Annotated in this window: 28 protein-coding genes and 2 pseudogenes; 27 read left to right on the plus strand and 3 right to left on the minus strand. The window is 50.0% G+C overall.

Going from position 1 to position 23,651, the window contains the following annotated elements:
* Window positions 1-282 precede the first annotated feature (282 nt).
* The 27 genes and pseudogenes from LQZ07_RS04465 (at window position 283) to LQZ07_RS04595 (ending at window position 20,718) form a co-directional block, all read left to right on the plus strand.
* Entirely contained in the window at window positions 283-771 is a 489-nt protein-coding gene (locus LQZ07_RS04465; protein WP_152786145.1) for a hypothetical protein, read from the plus strand.
* A 9-nt stretch (window positions 772-780) separates the two neighbouring features.
* The gene (locus LQZ07_RS04470) at window positions 781-918 is read left to right on the plus strand and encodes a hypothetical protein (protein ID WP_194164239.1); all 138 of its coding nucleotides are present in this window, start codon (window positions 781-783) and stop codon (window positions 916-918) included.
* Window positions 919-957: 39 nt separating this feature from the next.
* Window positions 958-1,173 carry a DUF3164 family protein gene (locus LQZ07_RS04475; protein WP_227981691.1) on the plus strand — a complete coding sequence of 72 codons (216 nt, stop codon included), beginning with the start codon at window positions 958-960 and terminating at the stop codon, window positions 1,171-1,173.
* Between the two features lie 108 nt (window positions 1,174-1,281).
* A pseudogene (locus tag LQZ07_RS04480) lies at window positions 1,282-1,518 on the plus strand (DUF3164 family protein); the annotation flags it as partial.
* Between the two features lie 894 nt (window positions 1,519-2,412).
* Window positions 2,413-2,772, plus strand: coding sequence for a Mor transcription activator family protein (locus LQZ07_RS04485; RefSeq protein WP_152786143.1), 360 nt, complete (start codon window positions 2,413-2,415; stop codon window positions 2,770-2,772).
* 59 nt (window positions 2,773-2,831) lie between these two features.
* On the plus strand, window positions 2,832-3,632 hold the full coding sequence (locus LQZ07_RS04490) for a glycosyltransferase (RefSeq protein ID WP_152786141.1): 801 nt from the start codon (window positions 2,832-2,834) through the stop codon (window positions 3,630-3,632).
* Window positions 3,633-4,097: 465 nt separating this feature from the next.
* Window positions 4,098-4,238 carry a hypothetical protein gene (locus LQZ07_RS04495; protein ID WP_194164238.1) on the plus strand — a complete coding sequence of 47 codons (141 nt, stop codon included), beginning with the start codon at window positions 4,098-4,100 and terminating at the stop codon, window positions 4,236-4,238.
* A gap of 313 nt (window positions 4,239-4,551) precedes the next feature.
* Window positions 4,552-5,320, plus strand: a pseudogene (locus tag LQZ07_RS04500) (DUF935 family protein).
* Window positions 5,321-5,385: 65 nt separating this feature from the next.
* Window positions 5,386-5,853: a hypothetical protein gene (locus tag LQZ07_RS04505; RefSeq protein WP_152786135.1), complete on the plus strand. Its 468-nt coding sequence runs from the start codon at window positions 5,386-5,388 to the stop codon at window positions 5,851-5,853.
* 366 nt (window positions 5,854-6,219) lie between these two features.
* The gene (locus LQZ07_RS04510) at window positions 6,220-6,492 is read left to right on the plus strand and encodes a hypothetical protein (RefSeq protein WP_152786133.1); all 273 of its coding nucleotides are present in this window, start codon (window positions 6,220-6,222) and stop codon (window positions 6,490-6,492) included.
* A gap of 2 nt (window positions 6,493-6,494) precedes the next feature.
* Window positions 6,495-7,223, plus strand: coding sequence for a phage protein Gp36 family protein (locus tag LQZ07_RS04515; protein ID WP_152786131.1), 729 nt, complete (start codon window positions 6,495-6,497; stop codon window positions 7,221-7,223).
* The gene (locus LQZ07_RS04520) at window positions 7,220-7,837 is read left to right on the plus strand and encodes a hypothetical protein (protein ID WP_152786129.1); all 618 of its coding nucleotides are present in this window, start codon (window positions 7,220-7,222) and stop codon (window positions 7,835-7,837) included. Before LQZ07_RS04515 ends, LQZ07_RS04520 begins: the two co-directional genes overlap by 4 nt.
* Complete coding sequence (locus LQZ07_RS04525) at window positions 7,830-8,030, plus strand: DUF2635 domain-containing protein (protein ID WP_152786127.1); 201 nt, start codon at window positions 7,830-7,832, stop codon at window positions 8,028-8,030. The genes LQZ07_RS04520 and LQZ07_RS04525 overlap by 8 nt, the downstream gene beginning before the upstream one ends.
* Window positions 8,027-9,481 (plus strand): phage tail sheath subtilisin-like domain-containing protein, encoded by a 1,455-nt coding sequence (locus LQZ07_RS04530; protein WP_152786125.1) that lies wholly within the window; start codon window positions 8,027-8,029, stop codon window positions 9,479-9,481. Before LQZ07_RS04525 ends, LQZ07_RS04530 begins: the two co-directional genes overlap by 4 nt.
* A gap of 9 nt (window positions 9,482-9,490) precedes the next feature.
* A complete protein-coding gene (locus LQZ07_RS04535) occupies window positions 9,491-9,847 on the plus strand; it encodes a phage tail tube protein (RefSeq protein ID WP_152786123.1) in 357 nt (118 codons plus the stop codon).
* Complete coding sequence (locus tag LQZ07_RS04540; protein ID WP_152786121.1) at window positions 9,848-10,234, plus strand: phage tail assembly protein; 387 nt, start codon at window positions 9,848-9,850, stop codon at window positions 10,232-10,234. It begins immediately after the preceding gene.
* A gap of 116 nt (window positions 10,235-10,350) precedes the next feature.
* Window positions 10,351-12,354, plus strand: a complete 2,004-nt coding sequence (locus LQZ07_RS04545; protein WP_152786119.1) for a phage tail tape measure protein — start codon at window positions 10,351-10,353, stop codon at window positions 12,352-12,354.
* A 1-nt stretch (window position 12,355) separates the two neighbouring features.
* Entirely contained in the window at window positions 12,356-13,609 is a 1,254-nt protein-coding gene (locus LQZ07_RS04550) for a DNA circularization protein (RefSeq protein WP_194164237.1), read from the plus strand.
* Window positions 13,602-14,657 (plus strand): phage baseplate assembly protein, encoded by a 1,056-nt coding sequence (locus LQZ07_RS04555; RefSeq protein ID WP_249483523.1) that lies wholly within the window; start codon window positions 13,602-13,604, stop codon window positions 14,655-14,657. The genes LQZ07_RS04550 and LQZ07_RS04555 overlap by 8 nt, the downstream gene beginning before the upstream one ends.
* Window positions 14,633-15,235 carry a phage baseplate assembly protein V gene (locus LQZ07_RS04560; protein WP_152786523.1) on the plus strand — a complete coding sequence of 201 codons (603 nt, stop codon included), beginning with the start codon at window positions 14,633-14,635 and terminating at the stop codon, window positions 15,233-15,235. Before LQZ07_RS04555 ends, LQZ07_RS04560 begins: the two co-directional genes overlap by 25 nt.
* Window positions 15,232-15,690 carry a phage GP46 family protein gene (locus tag LQZ07_RS04565; protein ID WP_249483525.1) on the plus strand — a complete coding sequence of 153 codons (459 nt, stop codon included), beginning with the start codon at window positions 15,232-15,234 and terminating at the stop codon, window positions 15,688-15,690. Before LQZ07_RS04560 ends, LQZ07_RS04565 begins: the two co-directional genes overlap by 4 nt.
* A complete protein-coding gene (locus LQZ07_RS04570) occupies window positions 15,690-16,775 on the plus strand; it encodes a baseplate J/gp47 family protein (RefSeq protein ID WP_249483527.1) in 1,086 nt (361 codons plus the stop codon). Before LQZ07_RS04565 ends, LQZ07_RS04570 begins: the two co-directional genes overlap by 1 nt.
* Entirely contained in the window at window positions 16,766-17,350 is a 585-nt protein-coding gene (locus LQZ07_RS04575) for a YmfQ family protein (RefSeq protein ID WP_249483528.1), read from the plus strand. Before LQZ07_RS04570 ends, LQZ07_RS04575 begins: the two co-directional genes overlap by 10 nt.
* A gap of 2 nt (window positions 17,351-17,352) precedes the next feature.
* Complete coding sequence (locus tag LQZ07_RS04580) at window positions 17,353-18,246, plus strand: hypothetical protein (protein ID WP_152786508.1); 894 nt, start codon at window positions 17,353-17,355, stop codon at window positions 18,244-18,246.
* A 2-nt stretch (window positions 18,247-18,248) separates the two neighbouring features.
* Window positions 18,249-19,373, plus strand: coding sequence for a hypothetical protein (locus tag LQZ07_RS04585; RefSeq protein ID WP_152786510.1), 1,125 nt, complete (start codon window positions 18,249-18,251; stop codon window positions 19,371-19,373).
* Window positions 19,373-20,443, plus strand: a complete 1,071-nt coding sequence (locus LQZ07_RS04590; protein ID WP_152786511.1) for a hypothetical protein — start codon at window positions 19,373-19,375, stop codon at window positions 20,441-20,443. Before LQZ07_RS04585 ends, LQZ07_RS04590 begins: the two co-directional genes overlap by 1 nt.
* Window positions 20,443-20,718: a hypothetical protein gene (locus LQZ07_RS04595; protein WP_152786513.1), complete on the plus strand. Its 276-nt coding sequence runs from the start codon at window positions 20,443-20,445 to the stop codon at window positions 20,716-20,718. The genes LQZ07_RS04590 and LQZ07_RS04595 overlap by 1 nt, the downstream gene beginning before the upstream one ends.
* 265 nt (window positions 20,719-20,983) lie before the next feature.
* Here the strand turns inward: LQZ07_RS04595 and LQZ07_RS04600 are convergent, their stop codons facing one another.
* The 3 genes from LQZ07_RS04600 to LQZ07_RS04610 form a co-directional block, all read right to left on the minus strand.
* Window positions 20,984-21,247 carry a hypothetical protein gene (locus LQZ07_RS04600; protein ID WP_152786515.1) on the minus strand — a complete coding sequence of 88 codons (264 nt, stop codon included), beginning with the start codon at window positions 21,245-21,247 and terminating at the stop codon, window positions 20,984-20,986.
* A 65-nt stretch (window positions 21,248-21,312) separates the two neighbouring features.
* Window positions 21,313-22,533 (minus strand): hypothetical protein, encoded by a 1,221-nt coding sequence (locus tag LQZ07_RS04605; protein WP_249483530.1) that lies wholly within the window; start codon window positions 22,531-22,533, stop codon window positions 21,313-21,315.
* 243 nt (window positions 22,534-22,776) lie between these two features.
* The gene (locus LQZ07_RS04610; protein WP_152786540.1) at window positions 22,777-23,196 is read right to left on the minus strand and encodes a hypothetical protein; all 420 of its coding nucleotides are present in this window, start codon (window positions 23,194-23,196) and stop codon (window positions 22,777-22,779) included.
* Window positions 23,197-23,651: the final 455 nt, after the last annotated feature.

Here is a 23,651-nt window from a genome sequence, read left to right on the forward strand (position 1 = left end):
AAAGGGAGATAGGTAATCACTAACAGAGTTACTAAACATGTCCCTCTTTCTATTATAGTGGTCAAGTTAAATTGGTGATGGTTTTACGGTCAAGCCAATATCTACTCAAAAGTGTAACCACCTAATGTAAGCCTCTAGTTGCCCAAGGCACACTAAGTAATCAGCATCAAAAGCTTCATTGGCTTGCTGTTCTGAGTATGCTCCAGAGATTGAGCAGAAAGTGGCAGGGCATTAATCAGTCGCCGTATAGATGCCTTGTTCGCAGCGAGTAGTATGCTCGATGTGAGTGACTACTACTTAAAGCTTCAAAAGTCCGGAACACAGATTATTGCTATTGACCGGCCACTGAATGAAGTACATTTCGCCTGTATATTGAGTGAAGACTTCGATGCTGCATATGAACTAACCCAGTCTGTATTGGGTGAAGGGGTTGCGCTTGATGTGGAGAGCGTTACTGTATTATCTGAGGAAATCGACGATTGGCCGCGCGGAAAGGTTCGCAGTGGGTTAAGCCACAATTTAAACGGCGACGGCTGGCCCACGGTTTACCGCGATGTTCAGAGTCAAATCCTTAACATCCTAGTACTTGATGTAAGCACCAGCGTCACCACCCCTTTAATATGTTCACTGCGAAAACCATCACCAGTAGTCGTTACCGTGTGGTTCTACCGTCCGCCAGCGAAGTTGAAAAACTTAGCAAGGAACTGTGTTTGTGGCTTGAAAAAATCAACGAACAACAGGAGACACACATTGAAGCATAAAGACAAGTAGGCTGTTGCCATGGCGTTAAAACTACGCAGAGTTGAGGTGCTAAGCAGTGGCCTGCGCTGCATCATTATTGACTTATCCAGCGGCGATTTACGCCGCGAAGCAGCCGACATTGTGCAGACGGTGAAAGGCGTATGCACCCATCTTTAAGCTGTCCCTTTTTATGTCACTTGGAATGAAACATCATGAATGTGCCGTTTATTTTTCTTTCTACGCCGCAGCAATAAGGGCTGCAGTAATTATCTCAACAAAGGAGGTAAAATTACTAAATTCATCCCTGGAGGCTACCGTGAAAGCGCAAACGGCAGTTTTTTGCCAGAAGACCAGATTAAGCTCATCAACCAACTGCGTGATGAGTTGGTGCATTCTATTATCGAAAAGCACAAATACCGCGCGAAGCCATGACCGCATTCAAACTCGAACCCGTGGGGTAGATAGCTGATTTTGTCAACCTCAGCGCTGCAGAACACAACGTTGATTGATGGGTACATAAAAAGCTAGAGTGACGGTGCTGACTCGCACTTGGTGGCGATGGTTGAGCACACCTTTCGCACCGCCAAGCAAGGTCTAGATATAAACCAAGTTTTAAGCCTATGCACTTTAGATATCTGCGATAAGAAATGGAAACAGGCCATAAATACCATCGCTGACACTATCCAAACTACGGCGTCTAGCCAGTATTTGCGCGTCTATGAACGCAACGAAAAAGGTGGTTATAAGCAATTACAGGTCGATAATAGCACGCTATAAGTGCGAATATTGAGCAACAAAAACGCCACATTCGACAAATTCAAGGCCGCGCTTATCGCGCACATTTCAATTCAGATTATGAAAAAGAATAATTATGAACAATGTATTTGGCTAGCGGAGTGGATAATTCAACGCTTGGTTCTGCACCTAAAATATCTGCCGAAATTGGTTGCGAATTAAGCAAGGTTAACGTCGTAATGTTCTGGATAAGTAACGCCTACAAAGCTCACCGTTTATCCATAAACAAGTTTATTACTTGCTTGCTAATTAGCGGAATTGGCCGCAGCAAGCGAAGCCACCAATCAGCATCTTTTGTCAGTGCGGTCTTAGCTCACTCCAAGTCGTGATGGGAGAAAGCAAGTAGGTAATATTTATAAAGTGAACCGACTACAACTGATGCGGAAAATGTATTAATTGGTTGCCTCATAAACATGGAAGCGAGGATCTCCAACACACTAAGTTTCAGGAAACAAAGCATGGAGTCACTAATGTTACAAAGAAGATACAAGGTGACATTGGGGAATAAGGGATAATATCACAACTAAATGCCTCATTACCTGACTGCACGTCGTTAGGCGCGATTTGTACCACATGATAATTTTTAACATGCGATGCTGTTTGATTACACAGGTAAAAGATCTGCTGAGATAGCGAACACTAGCTTGTAGTGGAGTTAGAGGCTTTAGTACAGCTTTTTACGCAATAACTCAGAAGCTGCGCTAGATCGTAAGGTGCACCGCATGATGCGGTGATTAGACGCTGATACCTCTGTGTTTGAAAGCCTGACATCACCACATAATTATAGTCAAGCTTGAGCAACAGCTAATCCAAACAAATTGCGCAGCTTAAACTACCGCGAAGTAATAGAAATATTCGGCAGCTAAGGAGTAAAACATGACTAAGCCATTAGGTGAGGCTTTCGATAATACGCTAAGCCAAGAGAGTTGGCCTCAAGCAACGAAAGAAATTTTTGAGATATTGGAAGCAGAGTTAAAAGCTCACGAAGCGGATCCCGCCTTAGCTATGCCCTTGTTGTTAGCTCTCGCCAGAGAGTTTGGAGGGTTACAAGTCTACTTTCCAAAAGGAAAAAGCATTGAGGCTCATTTTCGAGATAGACAAATTTGGGAAGAGTTCAACGGCAAAAACGTCGTCGACTTAGTCCGCAAATTTAGTGTGACACACGAAACCGTATATAAAGCAATACGAAAAATCCGCAAATTAGAGATGGATAAACGACAAGTAGAACCTTTTTAAGAACAGTAAATAGCAATCAAATTGTTGAAAGCATAGAAGTCCCAAAACGGAAAATAGCTATGAAAACCGAAATAATCATGAGCGTTTATAATAACATAGACTCAGTTCGTAAAAGCCTCCAGAGCTTGTACCATCAAACTGATACTAATTTCTCACTTTGTCTAGCAGATGACGGCTCATCGGATGATATTGAATCTCTCTTAGAAGTGTTTCAAGAGTACTCGGGAGGATTACAAATTAGACATGTAAAGCAAAAAGATAAAGGTTTTAGAAAAGCTAAAATACTAAATAAAGCAATTAATTCTTCAAAAGCCTACTGGATCATCTTCGTAGATAGTGATTGTGTATTCCACCCTAAGTTTGTCGAAGATCATCGAGAAATGGCTAAGCGCAATAATTATGATGATATTATCACAGGCCCTAGGGTATTGCTAAGAGATACCCTAACTAAGAACATTCAATTTAATAAGATTAACTTAGAGTATTTGTATAATCCTTGGCGACTTCTAGCTCTTTCTTTAAGTAAAAAGGTCGCGAAGCCCGAACAGGCAATACGATACCCTAAGTGGTTAGCTAATAGGTTGAAGAAACCCTGGCCATATGGCTCTAATATGTCTATATCTAAAGGTCATCTTTTATCCGTCAATGGTTTTGATGAAAACTTTGAAGGTTGGGGAGGAGAAGATATAGATTTAGTTAATAGATTACATAGAAGTGGGTGTGAATATCAAAGCCTTTTAGGCAGGTGTGTTCAGTACCATTTAGAGCACCCTGTTCGAGAGCCTAACAATTCAAGCGGTTTAACAAAATCTTCACTTGGTGATTCTTGTTATGCCTCTAACGGTATTGATAAATTATAGGCTTTTGTGCTTCTAACTAAGCCTTTGTTTCTTTTAGCTCTGACTAACTTAAGCCTGCCCCTAGGAGAAACAGAGGTAATAGATGACGGCTATCCAGTCAGCTTTGTTAACTGTGTGACTAAATAAACTATCATATTGAGTGTTATTCGTTGAGATGACTCGTATCAGTTAGCAGATACCTACCCTAATAAGGAGTAATGCTGAGCCACGATGTAGGCATCACTTAAAAGGGACACTACAACCGAGAGGATAGAGCAGGAGCTAAGCAATGATGAATACATCCGCCTGAACGAACATACAGAAGCCTCCAATTTGATCTTGGGTAAAAGGTTTATTGCTAAATTTGAACCTGTTGATGGCTCGTTAATTACACTGTGTGCCATTCTAAAACAGTAAATAATCTAAATTAATGCCACTCCCTTAACCCCACATATTCTGGAGTAAGTCCATTATTTAGAGTGTGTGATGCAATTTTCTTCTGCTTGTTTCGACGCTTTTAGTTGTTCCTTTGCTTTAGTTCTGATTCTAGAGGCCAGCGACTATGACCAACCCGACGATTTTACCAGTGAAACCTACTTAGGGCTAAGCCGAAAAACCTACCCCTAGTTTGACTTTTCGCCCCTGAACAAAAGAAAACCACCTCAATTTATCATTGTGATTACTGGCGCGTGACCTATTGCCCCAAATTACTTGATGCAATTATGCAGCGCGTGTTTGACGGTGCAAGCCAAGCCAAGCCAAGCCAAGCCATTAGCAGCAAAGAGCACTCCCTCTCCTGTAGATATTTATCAACACAACAACGCAGAAGAAAAAAATAAATGTGCTTAGCACCTGCAGACAAAGACTAATACATGACTAAATTTTCTATTGCCGATCTTGCTGGGCCTTTGCACAGGTATTCAGCATCCCGGTCAGGGTGGTGAAATACGGGCCGAACGCAAACGAAGGTGATCTTCAAACGTTGGAGAGCGCCATCCGCACCATTGCGAGCGATGCGGGGGCCGCCATTCCTCAGCCGATGGAAATAGAGCTTATCGAGAGCGCCAAGGCAACGGGGCGACACGCTATTTCAAAACATGGCGCAATGGTGCGATAAGCAAATATCAAAAGCGGTGCTGGGGCAAACCATGACAACTGAGGATGGTTTGAGTCGCGCACAGCCCTCCGTGCACAATGAGGTGCGCGAGGTTATCATCAAGTGGGACGCGCGCCAGCTATCGGCCACTTTTAACGAATATTTGGTCAACCCCTATACTTTGCTCAACTACGGCGAGCAAGAGCGCTACCCGCAAGTTAATATCGAGCTACCCAAGCCCGAAGACTTAAAACCTTTTGTTGATGCAATTAAGGAAATGGTAGACCGGTGGCTTAAGGTACTCACCGAAGATGTGCTGGCCAAGTTTGGCATTGCTCAAGCAGAAGCTGGTGATGAAGTACTGCATGCGCTGAGCGCGCCCGTCAATGATATCGCACTAAACCGACAAGGTAATCGCGCAAAGCGTAAGCACTTGGCATTAAACCGCCGCAACGATAAGGTCAACGGTGAAGCTGAAATAGATGCTATGGTCGTTGAGGTTATGAGCAATTGGGTCGAGGTCGGTGGGGAATTTATAAACCCTATCCTCAAACTAGCGAAAAACGCTAAAAGCTTATCAGGAACTGAGCGACGGCTTGGCCGAACTACATAGCTTATTCGATACTCCGACTTCTCAAGAACAGCTCGCTAAATCACGCGGCTTAGGGGATGTGTCAGATGGCTAAGCGCATTTTTCCCAAAGAGTTGCGCGACAACTTCAACGCGAAGAGCATCGAGCCAAGGTTTGATTATCGCGATGTTTGGCGCGCCGAACATAATAACGCGTTTACTATTGCTAGAATGTTAGACGCCGATTTGCTAGTTGATGTTCAAGCTATGATAAGCGCTGCCATCAAGAGTGGTGCGCCTTATCGAGAATTTGCTCTCGATTTGGAAGCGATCCTAGTTCAACGCGATTGGTGGGGCGTGCAGATGATGCATGCACCGCTCAGCGATAAGGAGTATCCAGTGCGCCAAACTTGGCACCACTACATGGAACAACAAGCGCACCGGAGAAGTGGAGGTGCTCCCGATGGTATTGAGCCGGGCTGGAATTATAACCGTGACAAAGACCGACAAGCCAACTATCAAACCGAACTAACCCAAAAAGCCAAGCTTGCTAAAATCTTCTCAGTGCCCCGCTAAGGGGCTCTGCGCTACAACCTCCTTACTCTATTACATCTTAAACACATAACGAGCGATTTAAACGTGTTTTAAATCGGGTCGCACGTCCTAGCATCACGACTTCCTTCCTTTACTTTATATCGCCAACCTTTCAGTAAAAAATCTGAATTAATATTGGCACCGCTCGCCATAGACAATGACGTCTCTAGTAACAGAGGATCCCTAATGAAAAAAAGTCGCCCTTCCACTTTGTTTCCAACTTTCAGTAATCCAAACCAATGAGTCTGGCTGGTGGTTTCGCTTCACTCTGCAGGCCTGACCAATTCTCCGGAACTAACCGTTCTATCCGCCCTTAACCGAGCTCAATTCAATATGGAGAATAAAACCGTGCCGCTATCTAAGGGTAAAATCCAAGTGAATGCTGATGCGCTGAAAAACTCATCTAAGCAAGACGCCCCCCTGCTTAAGGTTAGCACCAAGCGACCAGCTGGATTCTGGCGCTGTGCTATGCGCTTTGAGTACAGCAAGCCGCGCCTGCTTGCTGTGGTGGATGACGGCGATAACGTTAATGTGCCGGCGGATGCGGCCCGAATCACCCAGCGCACCGCTAAGCGCTTACACGACGAGCCGAATCTCATTTGTGAGATGGCCGAGGAATAAATATGGGCTACGCCAGCAAACAAAATCTATTAGACTGCGATAAAAGCTTCGTCTACAACACCGCTTATGACAAAGAAGATACGCTTGACGACGTGGCTATAAATCAGGCGCTCGAACAAGCAGACGAGGAAATCGACAGTTTCTTGTCGCACCGATTTGTACTGCCCTTGGAGACAGTGCCGGGACTACTGAATAAGCAGGCCATTAATATTGCGTTTTGCTGGTTAGCTGATAGGGGCAACCAAGCCACGGAGCTAATAGAACACCATTACAAAGGCGCGACCAAGGTACTAAAAGACATTATTGAAAACCGCTGCGACTTAGGGCTACCCACGATTGAAGCCCAGCCCGAAGACAGTATTACCCCCCCTTGGGAAGCATGGAGCGCCTACACCAAAACGCGGCACGGCGGCCAAAGTTTGCTACGAGGTGAAGGCGACTTGCTCGACTCTATTACTCACAACAGCACCTCCGATTCCGCTGCTATCAGCTCACAGTTGATTTATGCAGGCGTGCATCAAGAAGGCTTTAGCGGCGCGGTCAAAGTGGCGGTGCATTCGCGAGTGATGACTCAAGCCTTCGGTAAAGCGCTTAAAGTGCCTAAGCATGTGAACGTAGGCGTACACTCGTGTTTTATAGCTCCCCCCCAGCGTAAGTATTTGGGGTTAAGTCGAAACTATGAGCAAGAGCTGTTAACTGTTATTGGTGATTTCTGGAGGGACCGCTTATGAGCCGCCCGGACTTCGACATCGGTGGCTCAACCGTTGCCATCGCGTTATCAGTGGTGGACTATCTCAAGCCGCACTTAGAAGGAACAGAACGCGAGATTGACAAGGTCCATAGTGTTGAGCGCCACATTGGCCGCTTCGATTCTCAAGACGACATTAAGCGCTTCATGTCCGGCAAGGACGGCGGTGTGCGCTTAAGCGTGCTACGCGTTGATGATGTGCAACTGGCTGCGGCGAGAGGCACAGTGGGTTTGGTGACTTTTGTTGCCTTCGTGTTCTGCTCTGATATGTACAGCTATGACCGTGATATCCGCTGCGAAGTTATCACATGCCGCTTGGCGCAGCTACTTAGTAGGCCCGAGGCCGGGGAAATACCAGGTGCGGAGAGAATGCCCATAAATGTCCAAATGGAAAACCTTTATAGCCGTCGAGGTGACTCCAAAGATGCCACCGGCGTGGCGATTTGGGCGGTGATATGGCAGCAGGAATGGCTGCTAAGTTTCCCGCTCGATGATACAAAACTTGATGACTTTTTGCAGTTGCATTTAAGACAAATTCAGGCCGAAGATGGCCCAGTCCAGGACTCAACAATTAAGGTGAGAGAAAACCATGATTAAAAAACTCCTTACGCCTAAAGCTGAGCTAGTGGTGCGTGACCCACACGGCCGCCGCTTACCCACCAAGGGCGCAGTTAAACCATTTACCGCCTTTTGGCGTCGTCGGGTGAAAGACGGTGATGTGATAGCCCAACAACCACCTAAGCAGCCCATAGCCAAGTCGAAATCCAGCAAAAAAGGGGGTAACACATGAGCCAAATACCAGCCAACTTGCGGGTACCGCTCGTTTATATAGAAATAGACAACACCGGGGCCAGCCAAGGCTTGGCCGAGTTGCAGCAACGTATTTTTATACCGGGTCTTGCCACAGGCGGCTGTGCCGCCATTGGTGAGCCCTATCGCGTGACTAGCGATGAGCAGGCGATGGAGCTATGGGGCGCAGATTCCATGCTGACCGCGATGGTTAAAATGGCCCGTAAAGCTGATCCCTTCACCGAGATGTGGGGCGTGGCGCTGACTCCCGGAGGTAGTACTGCTGAGCAGCCGCTAGCAATAGCTATCGATGACCTAACAGACCCCATAGAGTCCGGCATGTTGCATTTGATGATTGGCGGTGAACCGCTAGACTACCTTGTTGAAGTGGGGGATGAAGACCGCGACATTGCCGCAGGCATCGCTGCGCAAATCAATGCGGGTGGCTACCCGGTTACGGCAGAAGCTACCGATGGTGATGTGAAGCTCACTTGCCGTTGGGCAGGGGAAACCGGTGACGATATCGACGTTTTGCTTAATTACTACCCAGGACAACAAACTCCAGCGGGCGTTGTTATTTCCGTCAAGTGCTTAGAAGGTGGGTCTGGCAACCCGGATATTAGCGAAGCCATCGCCGCCATGGGGGATTTGTGGTTTACCGCTATCGTGATGCCCTTCACCGATACAGCTAATATGAACGCACTGCGTGATGAGCTTCTTGAGCGCTGGGGGCCAGTTAAGATGATCGAAGGTATTGCCTATTGTGCGTACCGAGGCACAATGGCCGAAGCGGCAACCTTTGGTAACGCCCGTAATGACTTTTTGTACACATCAATGGCGACCAACATTAGCCCGCAGCCCGCCTACCTATGGGCGGCAAGCTACGCCGCTACCGGAGCGCGCGAGCTAGGCGTTGATCCGGCAAGGCCGCTGCAATTTGTCACCTTGCCCGGCATCTTGCCCGTCAATACCAGCGCGCGCTGGGAGCTGAACGAGCGCAACTTGCTTCTCTATGACGGCATGGCCACCCACACCGTGGGTGGCGGCGATGTGGTGCAAATTGAGCGCGAAATCAGTATGTACCAAACCAACGCCACAGGCGCGCCGGATGATAGTTATTTGGATATCACCACCCCTGCAACCTTGGGCTTTGTACGACACGCCACCAAGGTGCGCATCCAGCGCGATTACCCGCGCCACAAGTTGGCCGATGATGGTACGAAGTTCGCGCCCGGACAACCTGTAGTCACACCGGAAATTATCCGTGACACCCTGCTGGATGTGTTCAAGCAATTAGAAGCGCGCGCTTTGGTGGAGAACTTCGACCAGTACAAAACCGACCTAATCGTTGAGCGTGATGACAGTGACCGAAACGCGGTCAACGTGATTTCACACCCGGATTTGGTTAATCAATTCCGTAAGTTGGCCATGGCCATTCAGTTCAAGCTCTAAGGGGGCGCTATGTCTAAGATCCTAGGCTCTGCCGTTATTCGCCATGATGGCTCTCAATTTCACTCCAAACTCGGGGCAACGTTAGATCCCGGCGGTTTTGTTGGCCAAGCGCACACCGGACCAGGGCGCGTATGGGGCATCTCGCGGCGCTGGGAGCCGGGCAAGCTAACCTTTGCCATCGCCGCGCATCAAGATGTAAGCCTACTTGCGCTGCGTAACATGACTGATGCCACCATTACCTTTAAGGGCGACAACGGCATGAGCTTTTTACTGACCGAGTGCAGCGCTGGAGACGCTATCTCCCTCAACGAAGAAAGTGGTGAAATCAACTGTGACTTTGTTTTCGTTGAGTGCGAGGAAATTTAGATGAGCCTCACCTTTAAATTTGACCACGGCTACAAGCCCGGCAAAAGCGATGATGCGCGAACCCACTTTGAGGTGGAGCTACGCGAACTGACACAAGGCGATTTAATCGACGCCGCCACCGAGTCTGAAAGCATGCGCGCCGTCGTTGAGGGCGGGCGCATGCGCTATGTGATGGCTCGCAGCGAGGAAATGTTTTCCGCGCTGCTAGTTGTTAAGCAGATTAAGCGTATCGGCACAGTGCAAGGCCCTTTTGATTTGTCAATGCTACGCACTTTGCACATAGATGATTGGTTGATGCTCACCGAGCAAATCAACGCCTTAGATGAGGCCGCATTGGAGGCGGCCACTGAGCGGGGGCGAATGGATGAGGCAGATAGCGGCGCTTGACCGCCTCTGCCTCTGGTTCGCCAGCCAATCTGGCCTTCCCTTAGACAAAGCGCAACAGATGCCTATCACGGCACTCATGCTGCGCACTAAACGATTACAGCGAGTGTTAAATTCCAATGTCTAAAAAGCTACAAACCTCTATCGTCATTGACTTACAAGGTAACTTGCTCAGCCAAGCGAAGAAGTATGGTCGCGCCTTTAACGGTATTGGCGCGCGAGCTAAGAAAAGCTTTTTGAGGATGCAACGCTCAGCGGCGATGGCGTCAAATGGGCTTGACCGCATTGGCAATCGCTACACTGCTGCCGACACCCCTTTTCTATCGGCACATCTTATCAAAAGCGTTGCCGACTTTGACAAGCAAATATCCCGCTTAGGCACAAACGCGAATATGCCATCAGAGCAAGTAGAGGAGCTAAAGCAGCTACTGCAAGACGTTGCCACTGATAGCAATATCAATATCAGTCGCGACGAGCTAGGCGAAGCGCTCGATACCTTCATCGGTCGCACCGGGGATATCGAAGCGGCCCAAGACAATATCCACAACTTGGCGCTGGCGATTCAAGGTTTCGGCGCTGATGCTAAAGCCTCGGGCGAACTGATGGCCGCCATGTGGGAAAACGGCATTCGCAACGCTGAGCAAGTACAAAATCAGCTTGACCGTTTTTTCGCGCAATTCTCTAAGGGTTCGATATCCGTCAAAGAATTTGCCAACGAAGCGCCGCGCGTATTTGCGCAGTTGACGCAAGGTGGGCCGGAAGCCATGACCCAAATGGGCGCGCTGTTTCAAATTTTCGCTAAAACCAAAGGCTCCGCCTCAGAGGTAAGCACCAGCATTGAGGCGCTGTTCCGCACCTTTACCGATGCTAAGAAACAAGCTGATCTCCAAGCCAAAGGGATTCGCATTTTTGAAGACGACGGCCAGACCATGCGCGACCAGTTCGCCATTTTGGAAGATGTACAAAGCGCCACATCGCACTTGGGCGGCAAACAGCTGACCGCGCTCAGTGAAAATGGGCTGTTTGATGCCACCGCGCTCTCAGGCCTGCGCGCGCTGCTCGCACCGGAAAACCGAAAGCTCATGCAAGATATGATTTCAGGCAACGTCGAATACGGCATGACAGCCAAGGCAGCTGCGCGTAATGCGGGCAGTTTGGGCGCGGTACTCACAGGCATTAAAGGCACAATCGACCAAATGGCCCACGAGAACTTCAGTGGTCCGTTGCAGGAGTTTAGCGAATGGCTCAACTCCCTAGATAAAGACACTGTAAGCAGCACGGTCAATTTTGTTGTTTATGCTACCGCTGTAGTTAAAGGGGCAGTTGCCATAGCAAAAGCCCTTAAAGGACTCAAAAAAGGTTATGACATAGGCCGAGGAGCTTATGATTGGGTACGTTACGGTAAACAAGGTAAAAAAGGCCCCGGCAATGTGCCTGGCGCGGGCGCCGTACAAAAAGTATTTGTTGTAAATATGGCTATGGGCGGGACGGGCGGCGGCGTTGACCGCAAAGGCGGCCGCCGTGGTAAAGGGCTGCCCCAGCGCAACACGCCGAGGTCAAACGCTAAAACCAATATACTAAGCTCCGCTCCTAGTAAAGCGCCCGGTAGGTTTACCAATATTCCCGGCTTGCCTCATGTGACCAAGGCCGCACGAGGCGTACCTATCGCAGGCACGGCGGTAAGCGGCTTGATGATCATAGATGCAGTAAGCAATGGCACCGCTGAGGATGTGGGCCGCACCGCGGGCGCATTGGGTGGCGGTGCAGGCGGCGCAGCCGCGGGCGCACTAATAGGCTCCATTGTGCCCGGCTTGGGAACCGCGATTGGTGGCCTGATAGGCGGCATACTTGGCTCATTGGGTGGCGAGTTTGTCGGCGGCAAAGTGGGCGAACAATTTATTGATGATAGCGAAGGAAAGAGTGCCCCAGCCTCACCACGAGCTCAGCGCAGCGCGCAATACCGCGCCGCGCGAGAAAACTCCGCAATGCCCGGCTCCGAGCCGATGGGCACCCTTGAGGTTGTCTTTGAGGACAAACGTATTTCCGCCCGCTATAAACCGCGCAGCAGCGGCTTAAATGTCACAGTGGCCAACGGACCAACCTCATCGGTTATCGGGGGCTAGCATGAGTAATTGGTATGACTTACAAAACGCCAGCTTCCGTGGCGTGGTATTCAAAGATAAAACCATTGGCGGCAAGTCTGGCCGCCGGGTGATTGCTCACCAATACCCCAAGAGCGAGCGAGGCTGGACGGAGGATAACGGCGCAGTTCTGTCGAACTTTAACATTGAAGCAATCGTCATTGGCGATAACTACCGAAATGATTTAAGTCGCTTACTTACTGCGCTTAACGCCCCCGGTCCCGGCATGCTGGTGCACCCGCACTTTGGTGAGCGCACTATTCAAATCGGCGAAGTCAATCACAAACTAATAACCAACCACGGCGGCTATGCAGAGATCAATTTTGAATGCTTCGATGCTGGGAGGCAAAGTGCCCCGGTAAGCACACAAAGCACTGAGGTTGTCCTTCAAAGCAGTGTTGATGATGGTTTAAAACAAGTTAATAACGACTTTGAAAACGAGTTCGACACGACCATGCTGCCTGACTACGACCAAGAAGACTTAGCCGAACAAGGCAAGGGCTTCGTCGATGATATGGCCGAGTTTTACCGCCAGATGAGCGACCCAGCCTCAAACCTTGGCGATGTACTAGACCAAGCTGAGCAGTTTAAAACCCGCATTGGAGAGCTACTGGCTAAGCCCGGAGAGCTAGCGCGCGAGTATGCCAACTTGCTCTCGCGGGCCGAAGACTTAGCTACCCGCGCCCCGGAAGAGCTGCAAGCTTATGGTCAGCTAAAACGCCGCTATGAGGGCAAGTGCTACGAGTATGAAGCGCGCGGCGGAGTTTATAACAATCGCACCTCAAATAGTATCGCCGCAGTACCAGGTACGGTGTTAGAAATAAAGCAGCGCCGACACGTTGAACTATCTAGCTTGCTAGAAGCGCAAGTGGCTCTCTTTAGCGCAGGAACCGTGCCCCGCACCACCTTTGCTGATGCCAAAAGCGCCGAGAAAGCCAGCGACAGCATAGATACTAACCTCAACATCCAAGCCATTACCGCCTCAAATCTTGGGCGCGCGGGTAGCTGGCAAGCCTTACGTGACGCGAGTGTGCAGGTGCGAACCGATATCAACCAGCGTGCGCTGCTATTGCCGCGTATTCGTACCATTACCACCACTACAACGGAGCCTTTGATTTTGATTGCTTACCGGGAAACCGGAGACGCTAAGCGCCGCGATGATATTATCCGCCGCAATGGCATAAAAAATCCGAGCTTTATCATGCCGGGCACCAACTTGGAGATCGTTAATGAGTAATATTACCCTGCGCATTCGCGACCTTGACTACACCGACTGGCTATCTAGCCGCGTTGATATGGACGTGCGCACCCTTGCTTGGTCTTTTTCGGCAAGTGTGACCACCCCTGTTGAGCAGCCCCAGCAACTCGCCATTGAAAAAGGTGATCTCGTCGAGGTGCGCTATCAGGAACGCATCGTACTAACCGGTTACATCGATACAGTGGGCGCCTCACACGATGACCAAAATGTGCGCTATGAGCTAAGCGGGCGATCCTTAACTGGGCAGCTTACCGATTCCAGCGCCGTTTATGAGGGCGGCCAATTTGACAACCAGCGCCTTAGCGACATTGCCCGTACTTTGTGCCGTCCCTTTGGTATCGATGTGGTACAGCTTGCACCCGGCCATGATGCGCCTTTTACTACCGTGCGTATTGAGCAGGGCGAAACCGTATTCGAACTGCTCGAGCGCCTCGCACGCCAGCGCGGCGTTTTGCTGACCAGCAATTCACAAGGTGCGCTGGTGGTCACACGAGCTGGTACCGCACTGGTCACGCCTGAATTGCGCCTAGGTGAAAACATCAAGGCAGCCAGCGGCACCGACAGCCTGCAACAGCGCGCTAGCCAGTACATCGTTAAGGGCTCAACTAACGGCGGCCTTAGTTGGGACGCCGACCAAGCCAGCGGTAATGCAATAGTGGTCTATGACCGTAGCGTGCCGCTTTATCGCCCGCGTATTGTGGTGTGTGAATCGGAGCTAAGCGCCGAAAATGCCCGCGCCCGTGGGCAGTGGCAACGCTGCCGGGATTTAGGTGAAGACGTTATCGAGAATACAACGGTAACGGGCTGGGATAATAGCGAGGGCTACTGGCAGCCCAATCGCCTGGTATACGTTGATAATCCACTGCTAGGCATTAACGGTGAGCGCCTGATTGTTGCGGTAACACTGACAGAAGGCGACGACGGGGAGTTGTGCGAGCTGACCACTCAACCGCCTGAGGCTTTAGTTATTACCGAAGAACAGGCTAGCGAGGAGGCCTTAGCGTGGCAAACGAACTCAACGCAATAGAGCGCCTACTCGCCCCCATCAAGCGCCGCTTGCGCTTAAGCCTTCGCCGCGCGCGGCTCTCTAGCGTGGACGACTCAAGCCCGCGCCAGCACTTAAAGGTGAATGTTTTCAGCGGCGAGCTGGCCGACAATATAGAACGCTTTCAAAACTACGGGCACACCAGCGTGCCACCGAAGGTATCAGAAGCGATTGTGGCAGCCCTTGGGGGCAACCTAGACCAACTCATCGCTCTAGCCGTTGAAGACAAGGACTGCCGCCCCGCCGGGTTAATAGAGGGTGACAGCTGCCTTTACCATTTAGAGGGCCATAATTTCAAACTCACAAAAGACGGCGTCGGCATACTAAGCCTTAAGCGCTTAATCATTGATGCCGAGCAAAGCGTCGTTATCAATACGCCGAGCTTTACCGTGAATGCGTCAACCGTTCATTTAAACGCCAGCGGTGAGTTAACAAGTAACACGCCAAAAGCGACCTTTACAGGTGAGGTATTCGCGCAAGAATTTGATGCGGACGGCATTAAGTACACCGCGCACTTCCACCGCGTGAACGGCTCGCCGACCACAGGGCCTCAATCATGACTATTAAATTAATTTATCACGCCAGCGGCGGTGACATTGACTTAGACAGCGCCGGGGTTATGCAGGAGGACGGCTGGTTTACGATGGTTTTTATCATGCTGTTTTCAGACCGCCGCGCCACTGAGGGCGACGAGATACCCGACCGCAGCGGTGACCGCCGAGGTTGGCCGGGCGACAGTTTTTTCCCATACCCGATAGGCTCGCGCTTGTGGCTACTTTCGCGTGAAAAGATTGTGCCCCGCCTGCAGTTTGAGGCCGAGGATTACGCCCGCGAAGCCTTGGAGCCACTACTTATTGAGAACATGGCCAGCGCGGTTGAGGTCAAAGGCAGTACTTGGCAGCCGCCCGGCCTTGAGGGCGCGCGCGAAAAATGGCTGCGCTTAGATATCACCATTACCAAGGCAGACGGTGAGCTGTTGCCTTACGGTTTTAGTTTACGATGGGAGGCGCAATAATGGCGTATATATCCCCAAGCCTTGAGGATTTGATCAAGCAAGGCGAGCTGGACATAGAGACACACTTAGATGGCAGCCAGCCCCGCTTGCCCTTCAGTGTCGAGCGCGCGATTAACTTTGCACAAAGCGCACTTGTCAAAGATTTGCATGACCGTATTGATTATGTGTCGCGCCAAATTGTACCCGGCACAGAGAACAGCGATTCAACCATTATCTACAATGCCAACCGCCGCGGAATACAGCGCAAAAGCGCGACCAAAGCGCAAGGCTCGGTGTCTTTTGTCGCAGAAGTCGGTACAAACTTACCCGCAGGGCGTGAAATGCAACGCGGCGATGGCGTGATTTATATCACCCTGAGCAATACTCAAGAGTCGGGCGGCGTCATTGTCGCTGACGTCGAAGCGCAGCGCCCAAACAGCGAGAGCTACGACGGCAACGTTAGCGCCGGGGTAACCGTGAAACTTATTACCCCGGCTGATGGTATCGCATCAAGCGGTGAAACTATCGAGCCGGGCATTACTGGCGGGGTGAACGAGGAGCCCATAGAAGCGCTGCTCGAGCGTCTAATATTTCAAATGCGCTACCCGCCCCAAGGTGGCGCTGAATTTGACTATGTGCGCTGGGCGCTAGAGGTGCCCAGCGTGACTCGCGCTTGGACTTACCCCACATGGTATGGCCTCGGCACTGTCGGGTTAACGTTCGTCCGTGATTTTGACGATCCTAAATTCCCAAATGAGCAGAAAAAAGCAGAGGTTGAGGATTATATCTATCGCCACTTTGACCCCGCAACCAATGTTGAGGTAGGCCGCCCCATTACCGCCGAGCTCATTATGCTAGACCTCGTGCCTAAAGAGCTTGTGCTCACTATCGGTGGTGTTGATGACGCGACAGAGCGCGCGGCCATTGCACAAGAGCTAGCGCTGTTAGAGCTTCGCCTTATTGTTCCGGGTTACACCTTGCCGTTAACACAAGTGCAAGGGGCTATCACCCGCGCGGGCGTCTATGACTACACATTAGACCTAGGCGAGGACACCCCATCAAGTGCAACTGAACTAATTACCTTTGGGGATATCGTATGGGAATGAGTGCCACTGATTACCGCCAAATGGCGCAAAAGCTGCTGCCGCCGGGCTTCGCTTGGTCTCGCAATGAGGCGGACAATATCACCTATTTTTTACAGGGCTTAGCCGAATCACTGGCCCGCGCTGATAGCGATATTAGCGATATAGAAAAAGAAATTTACCCAGAATCGGCGCTAATCCTTATTGATGAATGGGAAGACGCGCTAGGCCTCCCCGAGTGCGGCCTAGGCGGCGACGATTTAGCCAAGCGCCGCTTAGATGCTTACGCCAAAGATACCGCCTATGGCGGCCTTAGCCAATGGTATTACGTCGAGCTGGCCACTCGCGCGGGCTTTGAGGTTGAGATAGATGAAGCTTATGGCCATCACTGCCAGAGCCACTGTGAAGCGCCTTTATATCACCCCAAATCAGGTCTCGCACCCGTGGTTTATAGCGCCGCCCCAGTTGAGCGCTGGGCGACCTGTAATGATTCCTGCTTAACCCCCGTGCGCCTTTTTGGCGATGGGCGGCTTGAGTGTTTACTTAACACCTACAAACCTGCCGAAGGGCGGTTTGTATTTGCATATACCGAGGTTTAACCATGCATCAGGTAGATAATGAAACTGCTGTTTCTGCAATGCCGCCCTTTGAAGAGCTGGTCCGCGCGGGCTGGTTTTCCAAGGGCGGCCAAGCGCAAGCGCCAACCTATCCCGGCGCGGATTGGTTCAACATGATCCAAGCCGAAGGGCTAAACTTGCTGGCCGCAGCTGGGCTTGCGCCTAACAAAGACGACTTGCACCAATGGGCCGAAGCCGTAAGAACCATAGCGCAAGAAAAAATCGAGGACGGCGGCTTTTTACAGGCTTCTAAAAACTTGGCCGATGTGGCCAGCAAAAGTGAAGGCCGCAACAACTTAGACGTGCCATCTAACGATGAGGTCAGCCAAGCCTTAAACAGTTTGGCCGAAGCCTTTGCACAAGCGCTGAGCGACCACGAAAACGCACCCAACCCGCATCCACAATATGCTACGGAAGAAGATGTAGAGCAAAGTATCGGCGAGGCGATCGAGGCACACAAAAACGCGACCAACCCGCACAGCCAATATGCGCGGGAGGAGCAGATAGGCGAGGCTATCGATGAACATGAACGCAGCGACGACCCCCACTCTCAGTATTTGAAAAAGGATGAAACACCGTCCGTACCAGTTTGGGTAGAGATTATCGAATATCAGCAATCAAGCCGACCTAATATGGTTTATGACATCCCTGATTTAGCCGAGCGCGGCTATAAAGAGGTAATGATTGTAGTAGGGAGGGGCTCGGATATACAGCCGCCAATTATTGTTCCTATCGCGCTTTGGTCGGTAGGCGCGCTATATAGGGCGTGGTATGACCGCAGCCCAAGTATGGTTTACATGTTATTAAGGTCTAACACTGAGTTTGAAGTGACAGACCAAAGAGAGTCAGGCAATTTTAAAGGTTTATTTGCGAGGTAATTATGCATTTAGTAGACACCCCTAGCACCGCTGCAGAAATGCCACCGATGCAAGCGGAAAACAAGCCGGGCTGGTTCCATGGCGGCGGCGGGGGAACCCGCCCCACTGAAATCGGTTTTGAGTGGCTGAACATGCTACAGGCTGAACTTTTGGCAGTACTAGACGAGGCCAACATCGCCCCGGCCAAGGCCACGCTTAATCAAATAACGCTGGCAATAAAGACCATTGCGTTGTCAGAGTCGAGGGAAGCGCTCGAGGCACATATCCACGCTGATGATGCTCATCCGCAATACGCGCTAAGCTCCGAAGTTGACGAAGATATTAGCGACGCTATCGCGAACCACAACCTCGACAGTGAGGCGCACCCTGATTTCGCGCGCGGCGAAGATATCGCTGAGGCTATCGCCAACCATGAAGCTACCGCGCACGCATCGAGCACACTAAACTATGACAACGAAGACGCTTTGCTGGCTGCCTCCGGGCGCTATGTGCTTGACGCAAGTGAGCAAAACTTTGTGGTGAAGCTACCCGCCGAGCCGACGTCGTGGCAATGGGTAGAAATCACTGCTGTATTAGGCGGCAGTGGAACCACAGTGAGCCGCCCAACGCTTAACGGGAACGGGCATGATGTGCAAGGCTCAGCGCTGCTAAATTTAGGCTTTTTGCATCATCTTTGCAGCTATCAGGCGCGCTTTAATGGCACCGAGTGGCAACTAATACGCCTTGGCAACCTATCGACAGACTTAAGCGCATGGGCCGCGCTTGTGGGGGATTGGGGCCACCCTCGCCAAGCTGATATTGTTGGTCAGCATGTCGCCGTGATTTCAGGGGCAGAGCTTAGTTCTATAATTAGCGGCGGTGAAATCTACTTTACTCCAGAACCAGACGAGGATTACACCGTCCAGCTCTCAGGCCAATTGACCCCGGGCGCGCTTTATCAGCAGCGTTTAACCCTCATTCCACACTCAGACGACCAAGAGATGCAAGGGCGGGCCTATGTGCGCTCGGGCCTTACCTTCGAGCAAGCCAACGCGCGCGGCTGGCTCCCTTTGGTGGATTTACCGGCCGGCGACGTGTATGTCTCCGGCGTATTGCGCGCGCGTGACGACGTAGAGGTGACTTTGTAATGGACACGTATTTTAGCGGCTTTGACAACATTAACCCCAACTCCGACCTTGAAGCGTTTTTGCTCATGCGGTTCGGTAATCCGGATGCCGTGTCAATGGTGTCGGGGCGCAAATATGGCGAGGCGCTGCGCTTTGAGTCGACCACGCCTGAGGGCGACGCGCTCACCGAGCTACAGCACGAATCAACACAATCCCGCTTTGGTATCTACACTGGCGCCGCTTTCCGGTATTCCGCGTCCATAGGTGAGGAGCCGAACTTAATTTGGGGGCGCTTTTGTTATCAGCCGGGGGGCGAGCAGACACTTGAAAATCTACTCAGAGCGAATGAAGGCTCTAGCTTATACGGCTACTACCTATTTATTCAGAACGACAAGCTCTACGGAACGCGAATGGGCGTTGAGCCTACCTACATCTGCGACCTTGAGCCGGGCAAATGGTACTACTTGGAGTTGCGTGCTAATACTTCCTCTAGCTCCACACATGATGTGTTTATCGGTGGCCGCAATATGGGCTGGTTTTCTGGCCAAAACCAAATGTCCTCGGGCAACTTTGCTTACTTAGGCGCGAGCCCGCAGGGCGTGCGCTTTGATATTGATGATTTTTACATGACGTATACGGCTAGTGTCTCTGATACATCGAGTGTCAGCGGTGTGCCTTTGATGGCCTCGGCCAAAATGGCCACCATGCCCTTCACAAGCGCGTTCAATGATTGGGCGGTCGAAAATGCGAGCAGCGCAGAAGAGGCGTTAAACAGCCCCGATGACAATGCGAGGCTGACTAGTGAGGAGACTGCGTCCTGCATTGCTTATGTGGAAGCGCCGGGCACCGAAGTGTACGGCATGAACTTGTTTGTCAGGGCAAAAGATGACGAAGATATCGGCACGCTAAAATACTATCTGCGCTCAACCGCGAGCAACAATAATCATGAGTTGGTAGGGCTGCACTCAGACATTACTGATTACATACACCGCACTTATCCCAAGTGGAACACAGGTTCAAATAATGGAAGAAGCTGGACAGAGCTGGCGCGAACCACCCGCTTGTACCTAGAAACCGGGGGGGATAGCTAATGAGCAAGAGTGTCACATTTAGCCAAGTTGAAATGCTCACCCGCGCTTTCGGCGGCCAAGTGCCCTTTGCCCAAGTTGAAATGCTCACCCGCGCTTCCGGCGGCCAAGTGTCCTTCGCCCAAGTTGAAATGCTCAACGCCGAAGTGCTAGAACCCTCTCTCACCCAAGCGTGTATCGTGATGAAGGTTGAGTCCCAAAGCTTGCGCGCTGCGCTGGAACAAAAAGACGAAGGCAAAAACAACCTACTCAGTCTTGTTCAAGAATCGAGGTACTAAATGCCGACAGTGAAGCTGATACATGCAGACCCGCCGCTACTGGTGCCGATGCCTTTTAGCAGACGCTACCGAGTAGAACGCCCTGTTCTAGTCAAATATAAAAACGCCCGGGGAGAGGTTAAATCGCTAGTTATACCAGCCCACTTCATCACCGACGGAGCCGGCATTCCGCGCCCGTTTTGGTCGCTCATCGGCTCACCCTATCTCCCCCGAATTTATCACCGCCGCGATAGTCAAATGCAAACTCGGCGCTATTTATTCCCTATCACCCCTCACTATTATTACCGAGGCGCAGAGGAGGTAATGCGCTGGAGTAGGTTATTCGAATGTGTGAGCCTGTTACAGGCGGCACTATCAAAAACTTGATTTCACTTTGTTCTAGGTGCATCCAGTGATTTATAGGTAGGTCAACCGTAGTTTGATTAGCTGATGTATGCTCCCTGAATGCTGCCGCACCATTCACGTCTAATTGATATCGAGCCCCATAAGCATGTAATTCTAATTTAAATACTGGTTTTCCCTGTAACACCTTACTCTCTCCTGAAATAATGACGATACTTATTGCAATGAAACTTAACAGACCAAGCCGCTTTTTTAGAGGTTAACATTGTCTAACGTAGCTCCTTGTTTTGATACTCCAGTATCGAAAATAGTTATCGGCTCTAGTAGAACCTTCTCCCCTTTAACTTCTTTTTTCGCGGTAAACTCTTCCTCTTCACTCAGGCTTCCACCCTGTGTTCTTCTTCGGTTATTTCTAGCTCCTAAACCCTTCGTCATCACTTTGGCGTGATAGCTATACACCAATTTAATACCACTGAATACCGCCTTACCTGCCATAGAGGGCTTGTTGTCAATTTCCGTCGCGTAAGCAGAAAACAGTAAGCCAACACCTTGTGCGCCTTCGGCCCCCTCAGCCTTTATTTCACTGCCAATTTGCACGCTAATAATAAACACTTCTACTTTTGCGTCTGTTACCGCTTTTAGGCCGATACCGATACCCGCTTCGACTTTACTGGCGTCTGCGCCTTGAGTGGGCAAGCAACTGCCATCGGGTTTAAATTCCCAGCCAAGCAAAGAATCTACACGCCCATCCATTGTGAGCTCTATTTCTACATTGGCACTGGCTTTCACTTTACCGCTGGAGGACTCTATTCCGTCTTTAGCCGCTTTTCTTGCTTCTAAAATGGGGTCAGCTAGCTTACCGGGAAACACTTTCTTAATGACTGCGGTAATAACATCACAAGTAAAGTTGAAGCCAATGAGCGGCTCAAACTTAAGGTCTAGATGACCTTGCGGGCCAACATCTGGGCTAGCATCCCGCTCCGCAAGCTTTAATCCGCCACCGATACTGAGCTTAGGAGGGGTAAAGCCTGACTTAAAAGGTTCATAGCCATGGTCGTCATCGGCTTGGCCAACTAACGATTTCACTTGTTTAATAATATCGTTTAGTTGATTTAAAAAGTTAGAAAAGCTGTTGTCAGCCGATGCTGTTTCGAGTGACCAATCTGACGCCCCCATCTTTCCTTTTAATGAAGATGTCACTTCCCACTTATCGTTGTAACCTAGGGTTAATCGCCCATCCCATTGATAAGGGGCGTAAGCATGTACTTCTGCAGAAGGATGTCCAGAGCTGCAACTTTGAGCTTTCAGCTGATAGCTTTGATAAGTGCCATACCCATTACTTATAGAGCCAATAAAGTCTTTTACGTTGGCTATTTGCCTTCCATCGCTTGATGGTGCGTTTACTGTAAACTTAAAGTTAGGCGCTTTTCGGTTACGCCAATATCTGGCCCGGTTACATTGATGCTCGGACACGTTGAACTACCGTTGGCACAAGAGCCTTGCTGTTTAACGATGATGCTATCTTTACCTACTACGGCAAAGCGCATTTTAGGTTTGCCTGCCTGAGATTTTAGTACATCAAACTCATAGCCCCTGCTTGCGTGCTCACAGCTAATACCAAAGGCAGTTCGGGTACACTCAGGAGTTATGTCAGCCGCAGTTTTAGGATTTAACCCAGCGTTCGTTAAATTAGTGTAAGGGGCGCTTGTAGGGCTTTCAGGAGTACAAACTGAGCTGTCCCGCTGGAACACGGCCCGTGTAGCCGCCACGCCCCAGTGAGGGTTCAACTTTTCTTTGGGCTTTTTGAGTATCTGAAGCTTGCTCCACAGAAGAGGCAGCTATAGGGATGGCGCCAGTTGCGCTAGTTGGTGGGGTAGGAGCGAAGCTTTTACCCTTGGGCGCCTTCACTTCACCACTAACAATACCATTGCTTAACCAGTCAATTTTCTGTTGCTCACTTTTATGGCTAGCCATGTAATCGCCAGACACCTGGAAGTACAACTTGTTCAGGTCTAACAGGTAACCACACATGGCGCTATGGTTTTGAGGTAATGACTGAGCCCAGTAAATATCTATACTGTTATTAACCAGCTCACCTAGGTTTTCCGTGTGGCCTGCATGTCTTGGCAAAAACATATAAGATTGACCAAAAACATCCACTAACAATGTTCGATAAAACTTTGACTGCTCAAAAGGGTTAGCGCTTGGATGTATTATTACCTCCCAAATACGTCATCGATTTTACTGCCTTAAGCATGCGGCTCCTTGCTTTATCCGATAAAAATTGACTTGAAAGTCAATAAGGCGATGATGCTATCAGGCTAATAACAAGGGAGTCAATATGGATGTTGAAGTACGCTTGAAGCTTATCGCTAGTGATGAGAAAAATTTGCTGAAAATACGAATTCAGTTTGAGTCATTTACGGTTTGAAACATGATATATGGGATTCTCTCCCCCTCTTTCACCCTAAGCTTGAACGAGGGACTTGAACATGAGGATTCCAACATGCTTACGATTAATGTGATTGCCATTGATTTGGCTAAAAATGTTCTTCAAATCTGTTATATCAGTGTTCACGGTGAACTGCTGT

Source organism: Agarivorans sp. B2Z047, from assembly GCF_023373605.1.
Classification (GTDB): domain Bacteria; phylum Pseudomonadota; class Gammaproteobacteria; order Enterobacterales; family Celerinatantimonadaceae; genus Agarivorans; species Agarivorans albus.

Coding starts and splice junctions, on each gene's coding strand:
- LQZ07_RS04535 (WP_152786123.1), top strand. CDS start 9,491: ATGTCTAAGATCCTAGGCTCTGCCGTTATTCGCCATGATGGCTCTCAA.
- LQZ07_RS04550 (WP_194164237.1), top strand. CDS start 12,356: ATGAGTAATTGGTATGACTTACAAAACGCCAGCTTCCGTGGCGTGGTA.
- LQZ07_RS04545 (WP_152786119.1), top strand. CDS start 10,351: ATGTCTAAAAAGCTACAAACCTCTATCGTCATTGACTTACAAGGTAAC.
- LQZ07_RS04580 (WP_152786508.1), top strand. CDS start 17,353: ATGCATCAGGTAGATAATGAAACTGCTGTTTCTGCAATGCCGCCCTTT.
- LQZ07_RS04585 (WP_152786510.1), top strand. CDS start 18,249: ATGCATTTAGTAGACACCCCTAGCACCGCTGCAGAAATGCCACCGATG.
- LQZ07_RS04540 (WP_152786121.1), top strand. CDS start 9,848: ATGAGCCTCACCTTTAAATTTGACCACGGCTACAAGCCCGGCAAAAGC.
- LQZ07_RS04515 (WP_152786131.1), top strand. CDS start 6,495: ATGGGCTACGCCAGCAAACAAAATCTATTAGACTGCGATAAAAGCTTC.
- LQZ07_RS04595 (WP_152786513.1), top strand. CDS start 20,443: ATGAGCAAGAGTGTCACATTTAGCCAAGTTGAAATGCTCACCCGCGCT.
- LQZ07_RS04575 (WP_249483528.1), top strand. CDS start 16,766: ATGGGAATGAGTGCCACTGATTACCGCCAAATGGCGCAAAAGCTGCTG.
- LQZ07_RS04565 (WP_249483525.1), top strand. CDS start 15,232: ATGACTATTAAATTAATTTATCACGCCAGCGGCGGTGACATTGACTTA.
- LQZ07_RS04470 (WP_194164239.1), top strand. CDS start 781: ATGGCGTTAAAACTACGCAGAGTTGAGGTGCTAAGCAGTGGCCTGCGC.
- LQZ07_RS04590 (WP_152786511.1), top strand. CDS start 19,373: ATGGACACGTATTTTAGCGGCTTTGACAACATTAACCCCAACTCCGAC.
- LQZ07_RS04505 (WP_152786135.1), top strand. CDS start 5,386: ATGGCTAAGCGCATTTTTCCCAAAGAGTTGCGCGACAACTTCAACGCG.
- LQZ07_RS04570 (WP_249483527.1), top strand. CDS start 15,690: ATGGCGTATATATCCCCAAGCCTTGAGGATTTGATCAAGCAAGGCGAG.
- LQZ07_RS04610 (WP_152786540.1), bottom strand. CDS start 23,196: ATGTTTTTGCCAAGACATGCAGGCCACACGGAAAACCTAGGTGAGCTG.
- LQZ07_RS04520 (WP_152786129.1), top strand. CDS start 7,220: ATGAGCCGCCCGGACTTCGACATCGGTGGCTCAACCGTTGCCATCGCG.
- LQZ07_RS04530 (WP_152786125.1), top strand. CDS start 8,027: ATGAGCCAAATACCAGCCAACTTGCGGGTACCGCTCGTTTATATAGAA.
- LQZ07_RS04490 (WP_152786141.1), top strand. CDS start 2,832: ATGAAAACCGAAATAATCATGAGCGTTTATAATAACATAGACTCAGTT.
- LQZ07_RS04555 (WP_249483523.1), top strand. CDS start 13,602: ATGAGTAATATTACCCTGCGCATTCGCGACCTTGACTACACCGACTGG.
- LQZ07_RS04475 (WP_227981691.1), top strand. CDS start 958: ATGTGCCGTTTATTTTTCTTTCTACGCCGCAGCAATAAGGGCTGCAGT.
- LQZ07_RS04495 (WP_194164238.1), top strand. CDS start 4,098: ATGCAATTTTCTTCTGCTTGTTTCGACGCTTTTAGTTGTTCCTTTGCT.
- LQZ07_RS04485 (WP_152786143.1), top strand. CDS start 2,413: ATGACTAAGCCATTAGGTGAGGCTTTCGATAATACGCTAAGCCAAGAG.
- LQZ07_RS04525 (WP_152786127.1), top strand. CDS start 7,830: ATGATTAAAAAACTCCTTACGCCTAAAGCTGAGCTAGTGGTGCGTGAC.